17 protein-coding genes are annotated in these 19,702 nt (G+C 72.2%); 6 read left to right on the top strand and 11 right to left on the bottom strand.

The genetic code is table 11. From position 1 onward, the window contains the following. Positions 1 to 21: 21 nt before the first annotated feature. Entirely contained in the window at positions 22 to 768 is a 747-nt protein-coding gene (locus tag ABZ642_RS31025) for a DUF6227 family protein (protein ID WP_360489818.1), read from the top strand. Positions 769 to 793: 25 nt separating this feature from the next. Here the strand turns inward: ABZ642_RS31025 and ABZ642_RS31020 are convergent, their stop codons facing one another. The 5 genes from ABZ642_RS31020 to ABZ642_RS31000 all read right to left on the bottom strand — a co-directional run bounded on the left by ABZ642_RS31020 (position 794) and on the right by ABZ642_RS31000 (position 7,045). Continuing rightward, positions 794 to 1,045 (bottom strand): hypothetical protein, encoded by a 252-nt coding sequence (locus ABZ642_RS31020; protein ID WP_360489816.1) that lies wholly within the window; start codon positions 1,043 to 1,045, stop codon positions 794 to 796. A gap of 109 nt (positions 1,046 to 1,154) precedes the next feature. After that, positions 1,155 to 3,299 (bottom strand): fructose-specific PTS transporter subunit EIIC, encoded by a 2,145-nt coding sequence (locus tag ABZ642_RS31015; protein WP_360489814.1) that lies wholly within the window; start codon positions 3,297 to 3,299, stop codon positions 1,155 to 1,157. A 250-nt stretch (positions 3,300 to 3,549) separates the two neighbouring features. After that, positions 3,550 to 4,497 carry a 1-phosphofructokinase gene (gene pfkB / locus ABZ642_RS31010; RefSeq protein WP_360490080.1) on the bottom strand — a complete coding sequence of 316 codons (948 nt, stop codon included), beginning with the start codon at positions 4,495 to 4,497 and terminating at the stop codon, positions 3,550 to 3,552. A 47-nt stretch (positions 4,498 to 4,544) separates the two neighbouring features. Beyond that, entirely contained in the window at positions 4,545 to 5,306 is a 762-nt protein-coding gene (locus ABZ642_RS31005) for a DeoR/GlpR family DNA-binding transcription regulator (protein WP_360489812.1), read from the bottom strand. Between the two features lie 293 nt (positions 5,307 to 5,599). Then, complete coding sequence (locus tag ABZ642_RS31000) at positions 5,600 to 7,045, bottom strand: MFS transporter (RefSeq protein ID WP_360490078.1); 1,446 nt, start codon at positions 7,043 to 7,045, stop codon at positions 5,600 to 5,602. A gap of 242 nt (positions 7,046 to 7,287) precedes the next feature. On the opposite strand from ABZ642_RS31000, the gene ABZ642_RS30995 reads away from it, so the two are divergent. Next, entirely contained in the window at positions 7,288 to 8,256 is a 969-nt protein-coding gene (locus tag ABZ642_RS30995) for a YafY family protein (RefSeq protein WP_360489810.1), read from the top strand. 83 nt (positions 8,257 to 8,339) lie between these two features. Here ABZ642_RS30995 and ABZ642_RS30990 read toward each other — a convergent pair whose 3' ends face one another. After that, positions 8,340 to 8,948: a TetR family transcriptional regulator gene (locus tag ABZ642_RS30990; protein WP_360490076.1), complete on the bottom strand. Its 609-nt coding sequence runs from the start codon at positions 8,946 to 8,948 to the stop codon at positions 8,340 to 8,342. Between the two features lie 787 nt (positions 8,949 to 9,735). Next, positions 9,736 to 10,737, bottom strand: coding sequence for a sigma-70 family RNA polymerase sigma factor (locus ABZ642_RS30985; RefSeq protein WP_360489808.1), 1,002 nt, complete (start codon positions 10,735 to 10,737; stop codon positions 9,736 to 9,738). Positions 10,738 to 10,975: 238 nt separating this feature from the next. Between ABZ642_RS30985 and ABZ642_RS30980 the strand changes: the two genes are divergently transcribed. Further along, positions 10,976 to 11,494: an N-acetyltransferase family protein gene (locus tag ABZ642_RS30980; protein ID WP_360489806.1), complete on the top strand. Its 519-nt coding sequence runs from the start codon at positions 10,976 to 10,978 to the stop codon at positions 11,492 to 11,494. A gap of 118 nt (positions 11,495 to 11,612) precedes the next feature. Here the strand turns inward: ABZ642_RS30980 and ABZ642_RS30975 are convergent, their stop codons facing one another. Continuing rightward, a complete protein-coding gene (locus ABZ642_RS30975) occupies positions 11,613 to 12,425 on the bottom strand; it encodes a class III extradiol ring-cleavage dioxygenase (RefSeq protein WP_360489804.1) in 813 nt (270 codons plus the stop codon). Positions 12,426 to 12,550: 125 nt separating this feature from the next. On the opposite strand from ABZ642_RS30975, the gene ABZ642_RS30970 reads away from it, so the two are divergent. Next, the gene (locus ABZ642_RS30970) at positions 12,551 to 13,066 is read left to right on the top strand and encodes a MarR family transcriptional regulator (protein WP_360489802.1); all 516 of its coding nucleotides are present in this window, start codon (positions 12,551 to 12,553) and stop codon (positions 13,064 to 13,066) included. 57 nt (positions 13,067 to 13,123) lie between these two features. On the opposite strand, the gene ABZ642_RS30965 is transcribed toward ABZ642_RS30970, so the two are convergent. Together ABZ642_RS30965 and ABZ642_RS30960 are read right to left on the bottom strand one after the other, a co-directional pair. After that, on the bottom strand, positions 13,124 to 14,662 hold the full coding sequence (locus ABZ642_RS30965) for an MFS transporter (protein WP_360489800.1): 1,539 nt from the start codon (positions 14,660 to 14,662) through the stop codon (positions 13,124 to 13,126). Positions 14,663 to 14,885: 223 nt separating this feature from the next. Beyond that, complete coding sequence (locus tag ABZ642_RS30960) at positions 14,886 to 15,536, bottom strand: TetR/AcrR family transcriptional regulator (RefSeq protein WP_360489798.1); 651 nt, start codon at positions 15,534 to 15,536, stop codon at positions 14,886 to 14,888. 509 nt (positions 15,537 to 16,045) lie between these two features. Between ABZ642_RS30960 and ABZ642_RS30955 the strand changes: the two genes are divergently transcribed. Then, entirely contained in the window at positions 16,046 to 17,290 is a 1,245-nt protein-coding gene (locus ABZ642_RS30955) for a M6 family metalloprotease domain-containing protein (protein ID WP_360489796.1), read from the top strand. A gap of 143 nt (positions 17,291 to 17,433) precedes the next feature. After that, positions 17,434 to 19,008, top strand: coding sequence for an IclR family transcriptional regulator C-terminal domain-containing protein (locus ABZ642_RS30950; RefSeq protein WP_360489794.1), 1,575 nt, complete (start codon positions 17,434 to 17,436; stop codon positions 19,006 to 19,008). A gap of 76 nt (positions 19,009 to 19,084) precedes the next feature. Here ABZ642_RS30950 and aroC read toward each other — a convergent pair. Next, positions 19,085 to 19,702, bottom strand: a 618-nt coding sequence (gene aroC, locus ABZ642_RS30945; RefSeq protein WP_360489792.1) for a chorismate synthase, incomplete at its 5' end; no start/stop codon positions are given.

Raw genomic sequence — 19,702 nt, 5'->3', positions numbered from 1 at the left:
GCAGCAACGCCGGGAGAAGCCTTGAGCGTTCCGTACGAGACGGCAGCGTACGAACCAGCCGAGTCGCCCGAGTCTCCGGAGGAGCATCTCGCGCGGCTCCTCGGCCGTGCCCTGAACTCCTTCGAACTGCCCGACGAGGCGATAAGGCAGCTGGACTGCGCGCTGGCGCACGACAGTTCGCTGCACTCCGCGCACCACAGCGCGGGGCTGCACCGGGAGACCTACCGGCACACCTGGCTGCTCGCCGACGGCTCGGCGGTCACTCTGTGGGAGCTCGTGCACAACACGGCGCCGGGCAGCGACCCGCAGGCCGAGGTGTACGTCGACGAGGAGGAGTTGCGGGCCGCGACGGCGAGGCTGCCGTTTCCGCCGGACGCCCCGGACTTCGAACTGCCGGTGCTGATGACGCTGGCGGCGGTCCCCGAACCCCGGCACGTGTATGTACCGGACGACTCCGCGGACCACGCGCGCCGGCTTCTGCGCCGTGCGGAGAACCCCGACCGGCCGGATACGGAGACGGCTCAGGTGCTGGCGACGGCGTTCGCGCACCAGATCACCCAGGCGTTCGGACGACCGGGGCGGGCGGGACGGACCGGACTGAGTTTCTCGCTCTACGAGCACGCGTTCCTGCTGAGCGACGGCCGGGAGCTGTCCCTGTGGGAGGTCGAGCACACGGCGACGCCGGACGGCCGGCACATGTGCGAGGTGTACCCGTCGGAGGACGCGGCCCGAAAGGCCATGGAGCGACGGGCGGCGCGGCGGTCCTGAGCCGGGCGCACCCACTCACCGTGCCTCAGCGGCCGCCGAGTCGGCGCACCAGGCCGGCGAAGGCGTCCTGTTCGGCCGGGGTGAGTTCCACGGACTCGCGTGGCGGGCCGGCCTGGAGCTGGTGCGGGTGGCCGGGAAGGAAGCGGCCCGGGTGCCAGGCGGTGGCCTCCCGGCGGGTGTGACGCAGCACGCGCATCAGGACGACCACCCAGGCGACGGTCGCCAGAGCGAGGGCGGTCACTCCGATCAGCTGGAGGGGCGCGACGTGCTCAGACATGCGCCCCAGTACACACCACGGTCCGGGACTTTGGCCCCGGACCGTGACGTATCTCGCAGGTGCCGTGAACAACTCACAGCGAATCAAAGGGACAAGAGGGTGCGGGCGATCAGGCCGCGACGGGCTGCTTGGACTCCTTCGTGGTGGCGGCCGGGCCGGCCGTGGAGCCGCCCGCCGGGGTCTGCGGGGCCGGCTTGCGCAGGCCCTTGAGGATGACGACCAGGGCCGTGGTGACACAGACACCGGCGGCGATGGCGATCAGGTAGAGGAACGGGTTGCCGATCAGCGGGACCACGAAGATGCCGCCGTGCGGAGCGCGCAGGGTGGCGCCGAAGGCCATCGACAGGGCGCCGGTGATCGCGCCGCCGACCATCGAGGAGGGGATGACGCGCAGCGGGTCGGCGGCCGCGAACGGGATCGCGCCCTCGGAGATGAACGAGGCGCCCAGGACCCAGGCGGCCTTGCCGTTCTCGCGTTCGGTCTCGGTGAAGAGCTTGCCGCGCACGGTGGTGGCCAGGGCCATCGCCAGCGGCGGGACCATGCCGGCCGCCATGACCGCCGCCATGATCTTCATCGCGGAGTCGCTGGGGTTGGAGACCGCGATACCCGCGGTGGCGAAGGTGTACGCGACCTTGTTGACCGGGCCGCCGAGGTCGAAGCACATCATCAGGCCGAGCAGGGCGCCCAGCAGGACGGCGTTGGAGCCGCTGAGGCCGTTCAGCCAGTCGGTCATGCCCTTCTGGGCGGAGGCGATGGGCTTGCCGATGACGACGAACATCAGGAACCCGACGATCGCGGAGGAGATCAGCGGGATCACCACCACCGGCATGATCCCGCGGACCGCTGCCGGGATCTTCACCTTCTGGATCGCCAGCACCACACCACCGGCGATCAGACCGGCGACCAGGCCGCCGAGGAAGCCCGCGTTGATGGTCGACGCGATCATGCCGCCGACGAAGCCGGGCACCAGACCCGGCCGGTCCGCCATGCCGTAGGCGATGTAGCCGGCCAGTACCGGGACCAGGAAGCCGAAGGCCACGGCGCCGATCTGGAAGAGCAGGGCGGCCCAGCTGTCGCTCTGGGTCCACACGAAGTGGGTCATGACCGAGGGCGCGGACTTGATCTCGTAGCCGCCGATCGCGAAGCCGAGAGCGATCAGGAGACCGCCGGCCGCGACGAACGGGACCATGTAACTCACGCCGGACATCAGCCACTTGCGCAGCTTGGTGCCGTAGCCCTCGGACTCGTCGCCGGCCCGCTCGACCGGGGTGGGCGCCGATCCGGAGGTGACCTCTCCGCGTTCGGCCCTGGCGCGCACCTCACCTATCAGTTCGGCGGGACGGTTGATGCCCGCCTTCACGCCGACGTCGACGGTCGGCTTGCCGGCGAAGCGGTCCTTGTCCCGCACCGGCACGTCGTGCGCGAAGATCACGCCGTCCGCGGCCGCGATGACCTCGGGGTCGAGCCGGGTGAAGCCGGCCGAGCCCTGCGTCTCGACGACGAGTTCGACGCCCGCCTCGCGGCCCGCGTTCTCCAGGGACTCGGCCGCCATGTAGGTGTGGGCGATGCCCGTGGGGCAGGAGGTGACGGCGACGATACGGAAGGGGCGCTCGGCAGTCGTATCCGCGCCGGAGCCCGGGGTGGGCGCCTGCGCCGTGTTTGCCGCTGCGGCGCCGGCGGAGGCCGCCGCCGGCGTCGCAGCGGTGCTCTGGGAGGCGCTCACGGCGCCCTCAGCGGCGCTCGCGGTGCCCTTCGTGCCCGCGCCGGCGACCGTGCCACCAGCGCCCGCCGCCTCCGCGGCCTTCGCGGGCGCCTTGTCCCCCCGGATCAGCGCCGCAGCCGTCTCCGCGTCGCCCGCCGACCGCAGTGCGTCCGTGAACTCGCTGTTCATCAGCTGGCGGGCCAGTGAGGAGAGGATCGTGAGGTGGGCGTCGTCGGCGCCGGCCGGGGCCGCGATCAGGAAGACGAGGTCGGCGGGGCCGTCCGCCGCGCCGAAGTCGATGCCGGCGGCGCTGCGCCCGAAGGCGAGCGTCGGCTCGGTGACATGGGCGCTGCGGCAGTGCGGGATGCCGATGCCGCCGTCGAGGCCGGTCGGCATCTGGGCCTCGCGGGCGGCCACGTCGGCGAGGAAGCCCTCCAGGTCGGTCACCCGGCCCAGGGCCACCATGCGCTCGGCGAGGGCGCGCGCCGCCGCTTCTTTGGTGTCGGCGGACAGGTCGAGATCGACCAGGTCCGCGGTGATCATGTCGCTCATCGCGGGCTCCTATGCACGCGTATCGCCCGGGGTGTGGGGTGGGCGGTTTCGGGGACGGGGGTGCCGTGGGGGGCGGGGTGGGAGGAGGGGCCGGGGAAGCCCCGCCTCCCGGGGACGCCGGGGCGGCTCAGGGTGCCCCGTCGGCCCGTCGGCGCGGCGAGTAAAGAGGAGGAACCTCGCCGCTCCTGGGCCGGTTGTCGGCGGCCGGCGCCGGGGAGGAGCGCGGCCGCGTGCAGGGTCGTACGAGCGTTCATGACACCGGCTCCGTAAGTTCGCGGTCGACGGGGACGCGGTCGGTGACGGTCACCGCCGTGGGGTCCAGGTCGGCGGGGGTGGGCATCACGCTGCCGGGCAACTGGACGGCGGCGGCGCCGTGGGCGACGGCGGAGGCGAGGGCCTTGGGACCGCTGCCGCCGGCGATGAGGAATCCGGCGAGGGAGGAGTCGCCGGCGCCGACGTTGCTGCGGACGGTGTCCACGCGGGCGCTCGCGAACCAGGCGCCGGCGTCCTCCACGAGGAGCTGGCCGTCGGCGCCCAGGCTCGCGAGGACGGCGCGTGCGCCCATGCCGCGCAACTCCTCGGCCGCCTTCAGTGCGTCGCCCACCGTCGCCAGGGGGCGCCCGACGGCCTCCGCGAGCTCCTCGGCGTTCGGCTTCACCACGTCCGGGCGCTCGCGCAACGCTTCCAGCAGCGCACGCCCAGAGGTGTCCAGCGCGATGCGCGCGCCCACGGCGTGCGCCCGGGCGACCACATCGGCGTACCAGGACGGCGCGAGCCCCCGCGGCAGGCTCCCGCAGCACGCGATCCAGTCCGCGTCACGGGACTGCTCGCGCACCGTCTCCAGGAGCAGTTCCTGCTCCGCCCGCGAGAGTTCCGGACCCGGCGCGTTGATCTTGGTGAGCACCCCGTCGGACTCCGCGAGGGCGATGTTCGAGCGGGTGGCTCCGGCGACCGGGACCGGCGCGACCTCGATGCCCTGCGCGTCGAGCAGGTCGGCGACGAGCGCGCCGGGCGCACCACCCAGGGGCAGCACGGCGACCGTACGCCGGCCGGCGGCCGCGACGGCGCGGGAGACGTTCACGCCCTTGCCGCCGGGATCCATGCGTTCACCGGCGGCGCGGATGACCTCGCCGCGCTCCAGGGAGGGCACCTCGTAGGTGCGGTCGAGGGAGGGGTTGGGGGTGACGGTGAGGATCATGGTCGTACCGGTCGTGCCGTTCGTCGCGTTCACGCTGTCCGTGGTGCTCATGCTCGTACTACTTCCGTGCCGCCGCGCTCGATGGCGGCGGCGTCCTCGGGGCTCAGCCCGCTGTCGGTGATCAGCAGGTCCACGTCGCTCAGGTCGCCGAAGCGGGCGAAGTGCTCCTGGCCGTGCTTGGCGGAGTCGGCGAGCAGGACCACCCGGCGGGCCGCGGCGACGGCCGCCCGCTTGACCGCTGCCTCGGCGAGGTCGGGGGTGGTCAGGCCCTGGTCGGCGGAGAAGCCGTTGGCGGCGACGAAGAGGACGTCCGCCCGGATCTCGCTGTACGCGCGGAGCGCCCAGGCGTCCACGGCGGCGCGCGTGCGGTGCCGCACGCGCCCCCCGACCAGGTGGAGCTGGATGCCCGGATGGTCGGCGAGGCGGGCCGCGATCGGCAGGCTGTGCGTGACGACGGTGAGCGAGGCCTCCAGCGGGATGGCCCCGGCGAGGCGGGCGATCGTCGTGCCGGCGTCGAGGATCAGGGTGCCCTCGGTCGGCAGTTCCGAGACGGCGGCCTTGGCGATGCGGTCCTTCTCGTCGGCGGAGGTGGACTCGCGTTCGGCGAGGTCCGGCTCGAAGTCGAGGCGGCCGGCCGGGATGGCACCGCCGTGCACCCGGCGGACCAGGCCGGCGCGGTCGAGGGCCTTCAGGTCGCGGCGGATCGTTTCCGCGGTGACCTGGAACTCCTCGGCGAGCGACACGACGTCCACCCGGCCGCCGTCACGGGCGAGCCGGAGGATCTCCTGCTGCCGCTCCGGTGCGTACATGCCCTGCGCCTCCGCTCCAAGATACGTCCGACTGGCGTCCGGCTCGTGTCCGACTGCGTCCGACTCGTGCCCGAACTTGTGGTTTCGCTGGAGGCTACGCTCGGATTTCCGGAAAGTAAACAGGTTCGGGCTTCAACCGGGCATGGTCGGACTTCCGTGCCGTCCGGAGGGGCGGGAGAGGAGCGCGGGAGAGGAGCGCGGGAGACTCTTTCGCGCATGCGGAAGGGCCCGGCACCAGGAGGTGCCGGGCCCTTCGCCCGGGGCGTACTCAGGGGCGCGTTCGGGAGGCGCGCTCAGGGGACGAGCGCGGGCTCGTCCTCCGGCTGCGCCGGGAGGGCCTCCTGCGCGCCGCCGCCCTCCACGTGCTGCGCCGGGTGCTTCGGCAGGGCGGACATCAGCAGGAACATCACGGCCATGACGGCGGCCACCCAGAGCAGCGCGTGCTGGAAGGCGTGTACGAAGGCCGGGCCGAGCCGGTCCGAGGTCAGGCGGTCGTCGACGACGCCGAAGAAGACGACCGAGACCAGGCCGAGGCCGAGCGCGTTGCCCATCTGCTGCACGGTGTTGATCAGGCCGGAGGCAGAACCGGCGTGCTCGCGCGGCACCTCCGACAGCACCGCGTCGGTCAGCGGGGCGACGATCAGGCCCATGCCCGCGCCCATCACGACCAGCGGCAGGGCCATCTGCCAGGAGGCGATGGCGAGGCCGTAGCGATCGGACTCCCAGATGTAGAGCAGGACGCCCAGGCCCATCACCAGGGCGCCGGTCTGGAGCACCTTGCGGCCGAAGCGCGGGACCAGTTTCTGCACGGACAGGCCGGCCGCCACGGAGACGGCGATCGAGAACGGCACCCCGGTCAGACCCGCGTGCAGCGGGCTCCAGCCGAGGCCGACCTGCATGTACAGCGTCCAGACCAGGAAGAAGATGCCGAGCGCGACACCGAAGACGGTCTGCACGGCGATGCCGGCGGCGAAGCTCTTCACCTTGAACAGGGACGGTTCGATGAGCGGGGAACCGTCGCGGGCGGCCTTGCGGCGTTCGTACGCCACCAGCGCACCGAAGACGGCGAGCGCCCCCGCCATCGACGCGTATCCCCACAGCGGCCAGCCCAGCTCGCGGCCGCGGGTCAGCGGGTAGAGCAGCATCAGCAGGCCGAGGGTGACCAGGGCGACACCGACGAGGTCGAGCTTCAGGGCGTGCGGAGCCTTGGATTCGCTGATGTAACGGCGACCGAGGAGCAGGGCGGCGATGCCGACCGGGAGGTTGATGAGGAAGATCGGGCGCCATTCGAGGCCGAGGACGTTCCACTCCGTCAGGAGGGCGCCGAGCAGCGGGCCGGAGACCGCGCCCAGCCCGACGATCGCGCCGAACAGGCCGAAGACCTTGCCGCGTTCGTGCGCCGGGAAGGTGGCGTGCACGATGGAGAGGACCTGCGGGACCATCATCGCGGCCATGCCGCCCTGCAGGATGCGGGCGGCCACCAGCATCTCCGGGTTGGCGGCGAAGCCGCACAGGGCCGAGGCGAGGGTGAAGCCGCCGACCCCGAGAAGGAAGAGCCGTTTGCGGCCGTGAATATCGCCGAGGCGGCCGCCGGTGATCAGGCCGGCCGCGAAAGCGAGCGCGTACCCGGCGGTTATCCACTGGATCTGACTGAAGGAGGCGTGGGCGGTCCGCTGGATGGAGGGGATGGCGATGTTGACGATCGTGACGTCGACCAGGTCCATGAAGGCGGCGGTCATGACGATGGCCAGGGCCAGCCAGCGGGTTCGGTCGGGTGGGGATGCGGGGAGCGTCGTGGGGGTGGAGGTGGTGTGCCGAGTGGTGGTCGTCCGTGGCTGGTCGCGCTCCGCGGCGGAGCCGCCGGCGGATACCGTCCCGCGCCCCTTCAGGGTGTCGGTGTCGACGTCGGTGGAAGTCATGACGTCAATCTAGGATCCGACTAGGTCAGATCCCGTCCTACTTGTGCGGCATCCTCGGACGCATGACGACAGACACTCCGGCTCGACTGCTCCAGCTGCTGTCTCTGCTCCAGACACCCCGCGAATGGCCCGGCGGTGAGCTGGCCGACCGGCTCCGGGTGTCCCGGCGCACCGTGCGACGGGACATCGACCGGCTGCGGGAGCTCGGGTATCCCGTGGAGGCCAGCAAGGGGGCCGACGGCGGGTACCGGCTGGTCGCCGGGAAGGCGATGCCGCCGTTGCTCCTCGACGACGAGGAGGCGGTGGCCATCGCGGTGGGGCTGCGCGCCGGGGCGGGGCATGCCCTGGAGGGGGTGGACGAGGCGTCCGTACGGGCGCTGGCGAAGCTGGAGCAGGTGCTGCCGGCCCGGCTACGGCACCGGGTGACCACGCTTCAGGCCGCGACCACACCGCTGACCAGTGGGGACGGGGCGAGCATCGCGCCGGAGACGCTGACCGTGATGGCGTCGGCGGTGGCGGGCCGGGAGCGGTTGCGGTTCGCCTACCGGGCGGCAGACGGAAGCGAGACGCGACGGCAGGCCGAGCCGTACCGGCTGGTGTCGACGGGGCGGCGGTGGTACCTCGTGGCATACGACGTCGATCGTGACGACTGGCGGACGTTCCGGGTCGACCGGGTGAGCGAGCCGTTCGCGACCGGGTCACGGTTCGCTCCGCGGGAGTTGCCGACGGGGGATGCGGCGGAGTTTCTGCGGCGGTCGATCCAACGGCAGCAGGAGACGTACGAGTTCGTGGTCGCGTTCGCCGGGACGGTGGCGGAGGTGGGGGCCCGGGTGCCGGGGTGGCTGGGGACGCCGGTGGACGAAGGGGATGGGTGGTGTGTGGTGCGAGGGACCACCGGGGATCCGAAGGAGTGGCTGGCGGTACGGCTGGTGATGGCGGGGTGCGAGTTCGCGGTGCGGGAGCCGCGGGAACTCGTGGAGTGTGTGACGGAGTTGGGGGGTCGGTTGGTGCGGGCCGGTGCGGGCGCGTGAGCGGGCGGCCGGGCGCCTCGGCGCCACCCTTCAGGCACTGGCGAGGCGCGTCCGCCCGCGGCCGGATTGAGCAGCCGTATCCGCTACGTCTGCTCTCCCCAGGCGAACCCGCGCAGATCCGCCAGGTTCCGCAGCGCGAGGGCCGCCGGTCCCTCCGCGCCCGACGGGGATGCCGTGCCAGCCGCCCAGGACTCCACCGCCACTCGGACCGCCGCGCCGGCCACCGCCGAGGCGAAACGGAGGTGCGAGGTCGGGGCAACGTTGTCGGGTGCGGTGCCGGGTGAGGTGTCGGGTGCGGTGCGCTCGGCCAGGATCGTCGCCAGGAGGTCTTCCGAGGACTGGCAGACCTCCGCCCACACCTTGCGCAGGGCCGGACTGGTGTCGGCGAGGTGGATCAGGGTGCGCACCCATTCCCAGGACGCCGCGGAGACGCCCACGCCGGGGGTCAGGGTGTGGTGGACGGCGTGTTCCAGTGCCTCGGGGACCGAGAGGGCCGCCGGGGCCGACCGCACGGCCTCCGCCCAGCGGCGGGCGCCCGCCGCGTAGAGCGGGGCGACCGCCTCCTCCTTCGTGGCGAAGTAGCGGTAGAACGTGCGGGGCGCGATGCCGGCGGCGTGTGCGATGTCCTCGGCGCGGGTGGCTCGCAGGCCCTGCCGTACGAAGAGGCCCGCGGCCGCCCGGGCGATCTCCATCCGGGTCTCCGCCTTGCGCCGCTCCGTCAGGGAGACACCGGGAGGATCCTGCCGGGAGGTGTTGCCGGTGGTGCTGGGGGTGCTCACCTCGGCAGGCTATGCCGCTGTGGCAGAATCTGCCATCCGGTGGTTCACCCCGTGGTTCAGGTACGGGGTGAGCCACCGTTCCAGCATGCGGGGAAGAGACAGACCCCGGCAAACGCGCGGCGTCGTAGCCGGCCCGCGCCGAGCCGGGTCGCCGCGGGACAGCCGACCGGTGCTCGCCGGGCGCTCGCCGAAGACAAGTACTCGCCGGGCGCTCGCCGAACAATGGAGCCGGGCTCCGGCACCCGGGGGGGGTTGGGCGCCGGAGCCCGGCTCTGTGGAAGTCCCGGCGCCGGGGGGATTGGTGCGTCGGGACGTGGCTCACTGAGGGGTCGTCATACGTCGTCGTGGGAAGTCGTCGTCAGGATCGTCGTCGGAGGTCGTCGCGGCCTGCCCCGCGAGAAGCCCGCTGTTCTCATGAGCCGGCTGCCCTCCTGAGCCGGCCGCCCCGGCCGGGGTCCTCGACTCCCCGGCCCGGAATGGTTGTTCCCTACACACGGGGCCTTGAAGCGGCGGTACCGCGCCATGTTTGCGCCGTCTTTCGCCACCCGGCGCACGCGCTCGGCGCGAACGGCTCCACGCGCGCCCCCAGGCTCGCGAGCCCGCACCCACCCGGGAGCCCCCGCGGACCCGTGAGCCCCGCGGAGCTCCCGCAGAGGCGGGAGCCCCATGCGCCCGCCGCCCCCGACCAACCCCGGCTCTCTTACGCCGCCGGCTCGAACCCCGTGCTGCGGGCCAGCTTCTTCAGCTCCAGCAGCGCGTGCTTCTCGATCTGGCGGATGCGCTCACGGGTCAGGCCGTGCTCCTTGCCCACCTCGGTCAGCGTGCGCTCGCGGCCGTCATCGATGCCGTACCGCATCTTGATGATGGAGGCCGTGCGCTGGTCCAGGCGGCCGATCAGGTCGTCCAGTTCCTCGCTGCGCAGCAGGGTCAGGACGGACTGCTCGGGGCTGACCGCCGACGTGTCCTCGAGGAGGTCGCCGAACTGGGTCTCACCTTGGTCGTCCACCGACATGTTCAGGGACACCGGGTCACGGGCCCAGTCGAGGACGTCGATGACGCGCTCGGCGTTGGAGCCGAGCTCTGCGGCGATCTCGGCGGGCTCCGGTTCGCGGCCGTGCTCCCGGTTGAACTCGCGCTGGACCCGGCGGATCCGGCCCAGCTCCTCCACCAGGTGGACGGGGAGCCGGATGGTCCGGGACTGGTCGGCGATGGAACGGGTGATCGCCTGGCGGATCCACCAGGTGGCGTACGTCGAGAACTTGAAGCCCTTGCGGTAGTCGAACTTCTCGACGGCACGCACCAGGCCGGCGTTACCCTCCTGGACCAGGTCCAGCAGGGGCAGGCCACTGCGCGGGTAGCGTCGGGCGACGGCCACGACCAGGCGGAGGTTGGAGCGGATGAAGACGTCCTTCGCCCGCTCGCCGGCGGCTACGAGCGCCTCCAGCTCCTCGCGGGTGGCGTCCGACCCGGACTCCTCCTCGCCGTCGAGGACCTGCCGCGCGAACACACCCGCCTCAATGGTCTGGGACAGCTCGACTTCCTTGGCGGCGTCGAGGAGCGGTGTGCGCGCGATCTCGTCGAGATACATGCCGACCAGATCGCGGTCGGCGATCTCGCCGCCATGGACGCGGCGAACACTGCTTGCCGAGTCGGCCGTCTCGCCGGTGGCGGACTGACGACGGGCGACGGCACGGGTTGCCATGCGGTGCTCCCTTGCGATGGTGGGCGGGGGGTGGTCCTATCCGGTTCTTCTCGGTCTTCCGGTGGATGCTCGGCGCTCGGCCGGCGGCGCTGCGGAGTCCGCTTCTGGAACTCCCGGCATCCTGGTCGTGTGCCCGGCATCCGAAGGAAACAACGACTGGAATCCGGACAGAATTCCCATGGCGCCCCCCGATATTTCTGATCATGCAGTACCCTGTGCGACCGACCGAGGGGGCATGATGTCGCCGGAACGTACAGAGCCGCAGGTCAGGCCGGGAGTCGAGGGAGACCTCGAAGCTCTCACGAACCTCTACAACCACTACGTACGTGAGACGTCCATCACATTCGACACGGTGGTCTTCACGCCGGAAGAGCGTCGTGCATGGCTGCTCTCCCACCCGGAAGACGGCCCGTACCGCCTGATGGTTGCCACGCCGGCGGACTCACAGGAGATTCTCGGGTACGCCACATCCAGCCCTTACCGCGCGAAACCCGCCTACGGGACCTCGGTGGAGACCACGGTCTACGTCGCCCCGGACGCCGGCGGGCGCGGCATCGGCACGCTCCTCTACAAGGCCCTCTTCGAGGCGCTCGCCGGCGAGGACCTGCATCGCGCCTACGCGGGCATCGCGCAACCGAACGAGGCGTCCACCCGGCTGCACGAGCGCTTCGACTTCCGGTACGTCGGCACGTACCGCGAGGTGGGCCGCAAGTTCGGCCGCTACTGGGACGTGGCCTGGTACGAACGCCCGCTCTAGCCGAGCGCCCGCTTCAGCCGAGCGCCCACCCTCTTGAGGGCCTACTCCAGCCGACCGCCCGCCCCCTGAGGGCCCGCTTCAGCCGAGCGCCCGCTTCAGCCGACCCCCCGGCCGCCGCTCAGCCGAACTGCACCGACCGCTTGGCCATCCCCATCCAGAACCCGTCGATCACCGACTTCTGCGCGTCCAGCTCGCCGCCGGCCTCCGCCGCGCCCATGGTGACGAAGAGCGGGGCGAAGTGCTCGGTGCGCGGGTGGGCGTAACGGCCGGCCGGTGCCTTGTCGAGGAAGTCCAGCAGGGCGTCCCAGTCACGGTGCTCCAGGGCCCGGTGCCCCCAGTCGTCGAACTCCGAGGACCAGGACGGCACCCCGGCCCCGGTGTGGCGCAGGGCGGCCAGGTTGTGGGTGAAGAAGCCGGAGCCGACGATCAGCACGCCCTCCTCGCGCAGCGGGGCGAGCCGGCGGCCGATCTCCATCAGCCGGACCGGGTCGAGGGTGGGCATGGAGATCTGCAGGACCGGGATGTCCGCGGCCGGGAACATCTCCACCAGGGGCACGTAGGCGCCGTGGTCGAGGCCGCGGTCCGGGATGTCCTGCACGGGGGTGCCGGGGGCGCGCAGCAGCTTGCGTACGGACTCGGCGAGCGCGGGCGCGCCGGGGGCCGCGTACCGCACCTGGTAGTAGTGCTCGGGGAAGCCCCAGAAGTCGTAGACGAGGGGGACGGTCCGTACGGCACCGAGGGCGAGGGGGGCCTCCTCCCAGTGAGCGGAGACCATCAGGATCGCCTTGGGGCGGGGCAGACCGGCGCTCCAGGCGGCCAGTTCGCCGGGCCAGACCGGGTCGTCGGCGAGCGGTGGCGCGCCGTGGCTCAGATAGAGGGCGGGCATGCGCTCCCCGGAAGCGGCGGGTCGCTCCTGTGCGGCGGCGGTCATGACGGCGGCTCCCTCCACGGACGGGAACCCACCAGGCCCCCATGTTTTAACTCTCAAGCTTTCCGGAAAACACCATACGCCCCACTTGTTTAACCTTCAAGGAGAGGCCTCGTACAGTGGGATACATGAATACGGCAGCCACATCCGCGACCGCCGCCAGGGACCGCTGGCTCAGCGACGAAGAACAGCGCGTCTGGCGCTCGTATCTGCACGCCACGACCCTGTTGGAGGACCATCTGGACCGTCAGCTCCAGCGGGACGCGGGGATGCCGCACATCTACTACGGCCTGCTGGTCGGACTCGCCGAGGCGCCCGGGCGGCGGCTGCGGATGACCGAGCTGGCCATGGGGGCGAAGATCACCCGGTCCCGGCTGTCGCACGCCGTCGCGCGCCTGGAGAAGAACGGCTGGGTGCGCCGGGAGGACTGCCCCTCCGACAAGCGGGGCCAGTTCGCCGTCCTGACCGACGAGGGCTCCGAGGTACTGCGCCGTACCGCGCCGGGCCATGTGGCCGCCGTACGGCAGGCGCTGTTCGAGCGGCTGACCCCCGAACAGCAGCAGGCCCTCGGCGAGATCATGCAGATCGTCGCCGAGGGCCTGCAGCCCAACGAAGCGGGCGCGGACCTGCCCTGGCTCCGCTGAGGAGCTCAGGACAGGCCCGCGTGCGGGTACCCGGTCGGCCGGTGGTGGCTCAGAGGCTCAGTGGGCGACCACCGGGATCGCCACCTCGTCCTCCGCGCCCTCGCCCGAGGCCACCGTCGTGGTGTCCGGCTTGCCGGCGTTGACGAAGGTCACCACGACCACCGCGGCCAGCACCAGCATGCCGACGGCGACCCAGATCGCGTTGGCGTAGCCGTGCACCGCGCCCTCCATCTGGACCAGCTGCTGCTGCGACTTGGAGGTCGCGGTGGCGATGTGGTCCTTGATGTACGACGTCGTCGCGGACGCGGCGATCGTGTTCAGCAGGGCGGTGCCGATCGCGCCGCCCACCTGCTGCGAGGTGTTGACCATCGCGGAGGCGACACCGGCGTCCCGGGGCTCGACGCCGAGCGTGGCCAGGGACATGGCCGGCATGAACGCCGTACCCATGCCGAGACCGAGCAGCAGCATCGCCGGCAGGATCGTCGAGGCGTACGACGAGCCGATCTCCATCTGGGTCATCACCAGCATGCCGGCCGCGGCGACCAGGAAGCCGGGGCCCATCAGGGTGCGGGCCGGGACCCGGGTCATCAGCCGGGTGCCGATCTGGGTGGAGCCGACCATCATGCCCGCGATCATCGGCAGGAAGGCGAAGCCGGTCTTGATCGGCGAGAAGCCCTTGATGACCTGGAGGTAGTAGGTCAGGAAGAGGAAGGTGCCGAACATCGCGATGATCGCGATACCGAGGGAGAGGTAGATACCGCCGCGGTTGCGGTCGAGGACCACGCGCAGCGGCAGCAGCGGGGCCTTGACCCGGGTCTCGGTGACGACGAACGCGACCAGCAGCACCACGGAGGCGACGAACAGGCCGATGGTGGTGGCGTCGCCCCAGCCGTCGGACTCGGCGCGGGTGAAGCCGTAGACCAGGGAGACCAGGCCGAGGGTGGACAGGAGCACGCCGGGGATGTCGAGCGGGTTGCGGTTGCGGCCGCCCTCCGGCTCGCGGATGACGAAGTACGCGCCGAGCGCCGCGACGATGGCGAACGGGATGTTGACGAAGAACGTCCAGCGCCAGTCCAGGTACTCGGTGAGCACACCGCCGAGGATGAAGCCGACGGCGCCGCCGCCACCGGCGATCGCGCCGTAGATACCGAACGCCTTGGCACGCTCCTTGGCGTCCGTGAACATCACGGCGAGCAGGGAGAGCGCGGCCGGGGCGAGCATGGCGCCGAAGACGCCCTGCAGGGCGCGCGCGCCGAACATCATCGCGCCGCTGGTCGCCGCGCCACCGAGCGCGGAGGCGGCGGCGAAGCCGGTCAGGCCTATGACGAAGGCCCGCTTACGGCCCCACAGGTCGGCGATCCGGCCACCGAAGAGCAGCAGACCGCCGAAGGCGAGGGCGTAGGCCGTGACGACCCACTGCCGGTTGCCGTCGGAGATGCCCAGGTCGGTCTGGGCGGAGGGCAGTGCGATGTTCACGATGGTGGCGTCGAGGACGACCATCAGCTGGGCGAGCGCGATGAAGACCAGCGCTTTCCAGCGGTTGGCGTCACCGGACTGCGCCGGTGCGCCGGGAGCCTTGGCGGCTGTTTCGGACATGGGGGTACCCACTTCTTGACTTCGTGAATGCGTGACGGAAAGTCGGTGCTTCGTTACGGACGGTCGGCGGCACGGGCCGGGAGGCCGGCGTTCGTGACGGAAAAAGGGATCGGCGGAGCGCAGACGGTGGTCGGTGCGGACAAGGGGTGCGCGCGATGGAGGACCGGCGCTCGGTCCGAAACTGATCGGCCCCCCGTAGGACGGTGCGGTCGCTCTCGGTCGTTCAGGCCTGGCGGAGGTCCTCCATGGTCACGGCCGTGCCCGGCAGGGCGGAGCGGGCCGGGGCCCGCAGTCCGTCCAGGAACAGCTGCAGATGGCGGTGGACGAAGCGGTCGCCGACCAGGCAGTCGGTACCGAACGGGGGCCGGCTGAGCTGAGCCACGGCGATCATCACGTCGCCGACACCCACGTCCGGGCGGAGCTGCCCGGCCGCCTTGGCGCGGTCCATGAGCTGCTCGATGAGCTGCTCACAGCGCTCGCGCGCCGCTTCCAGGTCGGGGTGGTTCTTGTCGAAGGTGCTGGAGACCATCGGGCACAGCGCGCTGACCCGCTCGTCGGCGGAGGCGTGCACGAACCTCTCCAGCGCCCCGAAGGCGTCCCCGGTCTCCGCGAGCGCGAGCTCGGCCGCTTCCGACGTCCGGTCCATCACGGAGCAGACGACCTCACGGACGAGCGCGTCACGGTCGGGGAAGTTGCGGTACACCGTGGCGTTGCCGACGCCGGCCCGGCGGGCGATCTCGTCGAGCGGCACGTCGGGGCCGTACTCGGTGAACATCTCGCGGGCGGCGATGACGATCCGCTCCCGGTTGCGCAGGGCGTCGGCGCGCGGCCGGGGCGCCTTGCGCACGGTGGGGGTGGCGGTCGCGGTCTGCACGGCGCACTCCTGGTCTGGTGGTCTTGAATGATGCTCTGGGCTTCCACGATCCGGGGATCCGTTCCCCGTTTCGCTCGGACACAGGTCCAAACGGGGAGAGGGTCCCCGGTTATTTCCACACCCTCTCCTCATTTCATGTGACCTGCGTCACACCTCCTGGGGCGGGGAATCGCACGATCGGCCTCTCCAGCGCGCGCCCGCCGCCCCGTCGACACAGGGTGATCGAGAGGGTGCAGCCGGAAACCGGCGGCTGCCGTGGCGCGAAAGGTCCATGCATGCAGCCGCAGCCCAGCCGCCCGATACCCGCGCACCGTGACACCCCACGCGCCCCGCGCACGCCCCACACCGCGCACACGCCCCACACCGCGCACGGTGCGCACGGCGCGCACACGCCCCACACCACGCCCACGCCGCACACCGCGCACGGTGCGGGCGCGCACACGCCGCGCACCACGCGCGCGTCACACCCCCCGCGCACGCCCCCTAGCCGCGCGATACGCCACCGCCGTGTGGTCTCCCTCGCCGCCGTGACCGTGCTGATCCTCGCGGTCGGTACCTCGGCGGGCACCGGACACCCCACGGCGGCGCCCACGCCGGCCGGCGCCGGCCCGATCGCGCTGGCCCGCTCCTCGGTCTACGGCCCCTGCCTGATCAGCGGCGCCCACGAGGTCCAGATGACCGAGGGCATCCCCACCCCGGGCGGCTACTCCCGCTCCACCGGCACCGTGCACGCCCTGACCCTGATGGTCGACTTCTCCGACGCGCCCGGCCAGGGCAGCGCGCTCGACCGGTACCACGAGTTCTTCCCGCGGACCCAGGACTGGTTCCGCACCGCCTCCTACGGCAAGCTCGACTACCAGCCGGCGGCCCCCGTCGACCACTGGCTGCGGATGCCCAAGTCGTTCGCGGCGTACGGCATAGAGCGCGGCGCCCCCTTCGACCCCGGCTACCGGCAGCTGGTCCAGGACATCGTGGCCGCCGCCGACCCGGACGTGGACTTCCGGTCGTACGACCTCCTGAACGTGCTGGTCACCCCGAACGCCGGCCCCTCCGCCCTGGACACCGTGCTGTCGGTGACCTTCGCCGGCAACTCCGACGCCCCGATCGCCGACGGCGTCCCGGTCGCCAACGCCTCCTTCGTCTACTCCCGCCAGGACGACGGCTCCGGCTCCTACGCACAGACCGGCTACCGGGTCCTCCCCCACGAGAACGGCCATGTCTTCGGCCTGCCCGACCTCTACACCCAGGAGGGCGGGGGCGCGGTCGGGCACTGGGACATCATGAGCGAGGACTGGGGCGCCGACAACGACCTCCTCGCCTGGCACAAGTGGAAGCTCGGCTGGCTCGACGCCGACCAGGTCAGCTGTGCGTCCGCCCGCGGCAGCACCGACTACACGCTGACCCCGCTCTCCCGGGCCGGCGGCCACAAACTGGTCTTCGTCCCCATCGACGCCCGCACCGGCTACGCCCTGGAGGTCCGCACCAGGGGCGGCAACGACGAGGAGGTCTGCCGTCCCGGCGTCCTCATCTACAAGGTCGACGCGAACGTCGACACCGGCCGCGGACCGATCAAGGTGTACGACGCCCACGGCGACACCGGCGGCTGCACCCGCAGCCCCAACGTGCAGGCGGAACTCTCCGACGCCCCGTTCGGCCCGGGCGAGACCTTCAAGGACCCGAAGCACGGGATCGAGGTGCGGGTGGTGGACGTGGACGCGGAAGGGAACTACCGCGTGCAGGTGACGCGGCGGTAGCCGGCCCGGCCGGGGTTTACGGTGGACGTGCCCTGATCACCCTGCCGGAGATCGCCGGCGTGTCCTGATCGCCGTGCCGGAGATCGCGGGCGTGCCCCGATCACCCTGCCGGAGATCGCGGAAGCCGCCGTACCGGAGAGTCGATGACCACCCCCCTGTCCCCCACCGCGCCACGGCACGATCCGCCGGCCGAGGCGGTCGCGCCGCTCGTCCGGGGTGTGGCCGTGCTGACGGCGCTGACCGAGGCGGGCGGGACGCTGAGCGCGAGCGCGCTGGAACGGCGTACGGGCCTCGCCCGTTCCACGGTCGACCGGATCACCGCGACCCTCGCCCGCACCGGATACGTCCGCCAGGACGGCCGGGACGCGGTACTCACCCCGCGCGTGATGGAACTCGGCAACGCCTACCTGGCCGCCCTCCGCCTGCCCGCCCTGCTCGACGGGCCCGCCGACGCCCTCGCCGACGAACTGGACGAGTCCGTCTCGCTCGCGGTCGCCGACGGGGACGGCATCCGCTTCATCCACCAGGCGACCCGCCGCCGCGCGATGTCCGTCAGCTTCCGCATCGGCGACCTGCTGCCGGCCGAACGCACCGCCCCCGGCCCGCTGTTCGCGGCGCAGTGGACGGAGCCGGAGTGGACGGCCTGGCGGGCCAGGCGCGCGGCGGACCCGGCCGACGCGGGTTTCCCGGCCGTACCGCCCCGCGGCACCACCGCCGACGACTTCGCGGCGCGGGCGGACCGGGCCCGCCGGGACGGCTGGGCCCTGGACGACCAGCTGATCGAACCGGGCCTGGTCGCGGTGTCCGTCCCGGTGCGCGACCCGGCCACCGGCAGGGTGGCCTGCGTGGCGAGCGTCGTCAGCCACACCAGCCGCCACACGGCGGCGGAGCTGCGCACCGCGCTCCTGCCCCGCCTGCGCACGGCGGTGACCGCGATGGAGAGGGAACTGCGCGAGGCCGCGCCGCCGCGGCCGGGCCCGCCGCCCTCCGGCCTGGCCGGCTGGACCACGGCGTCCAAGCATGAGCTGGGCCGCGACTTCGTGGAGTCCCTGGCCCGGGGCCTGACGATCCTCACGGCGTTCGGCGAGGGCCGCTCGGCCCTGACCCTGACCGACGTGGCGAAGGCGACGGGTCTGGCCCGGGCCACGGCCCGCCGGGCCCTGATCACCTACGAGCACCTGGGCCTGGTGACCGCGCGGGACCGCACCTTCTCCCTCACCCCCCGGGTGCTGTCGCTCGGTTACCCGCCGCTGTCCCGCACCACCCTCGCCCGCCTGGCGGCCCCCCACCTGCGCGCCCTCACGGACCGGCTGCGGGAGCCGACGGCGCTGGCCGTACCGGTCCCGGGGACGGACCCGGCGGAGATCCAGTACATCGCGGTGGCGACCGCGAGCCGCGTCCTGACCGTGGACATCACGGTCGGCACCCGCCTCCCGGCGGCCCGCACCTCCCTCGGCCGGGCCCTCCTCGCCCCCGACGGGCCACCGGGATACGCCCTCGCCGACGAGGAACTGGAGTCGGGCCTGCGCTCGATCGCGGTGCCGGTACGGGACCGGACCGGCCGGCCGGTCGCCGCCCTGAACGTGGCCACGCACGCGGCCCGCCGCTCCCTGGAGGAGTGCGTGACGGACGTCCTGCCGCACCTGCGCACCACGGCGGACCACATCCAGACCGACCTGCGCATCGCCTCCCGCTTCACCCGCGTCCCGCTCTCCTGAACCAGGAACACGGCCGCACCGCCGAAGCTCCCGTGCCCCGGGCGGGCCGAGCGCCTTCCGTCAGTGGGTGCGCCGGTCACCGGATGGCCAGGTTCTCGAGGTACGAGCGGACGTTGCGACGGGTCTCGGGCACCGAGTCACCACCGAACTTCTCCGCGACCGCGTCCGCCAGGACGAGCGCCACCATCGCCTCGGCGACGATACCCGCGGCCGGCACCGCGGAGACATCGGAACGCTGATGATGGGCCTGAGTGGCCTCGCCGGTGGACACGTCCACGGTCTGCAAGGCCCGCGGCACGGTCGCGATCGGCTTCATCGCCGCCCGCACCCGCAGCAGCTCACCGGTGGACAGACCGCCCTCGGTGCCGCCCGCCCGGCCAGAAGCGCGACGGATACCCTCGGGCGTGCCGACGATCTCGTCGTGCGCCTGCGAGCCCGGCACCCGCGCCAGCTCGAAACCGTCGCCGATCTCGACACCCTTGATCGCCTGGATACCCATCAGAGCCCCGGCCAGCCGGGCGTCGAGCTTGCGGTCCCAGTGGACGTGCGAACCGAGGCCGACCGGCACACCGTAGGCCAGCACCTCCACCACACCACCAAGGGTGTCACCGTCCTTGTGCGCCTGGTCGACCTCCGCGACCATCGCCTTCGACGCGTCCGCGTCCAGGCAGCGCAGCGGATCCGCGTCCAGCCT

The organism is Streptomyces sp. NPDC007157 (genome assembly GCF_040634235.1).
Classification (GTDB): domain Bacteria; phylum Actinomycetota; class Actinomycetes; order Streptomycetales; family Streptomycetaceae; genus Streptomyces.
Note: the sequence above shows the minus strand (reverse complement) of the source record. Positions and strands in the feature narration are given on the sequence as shown.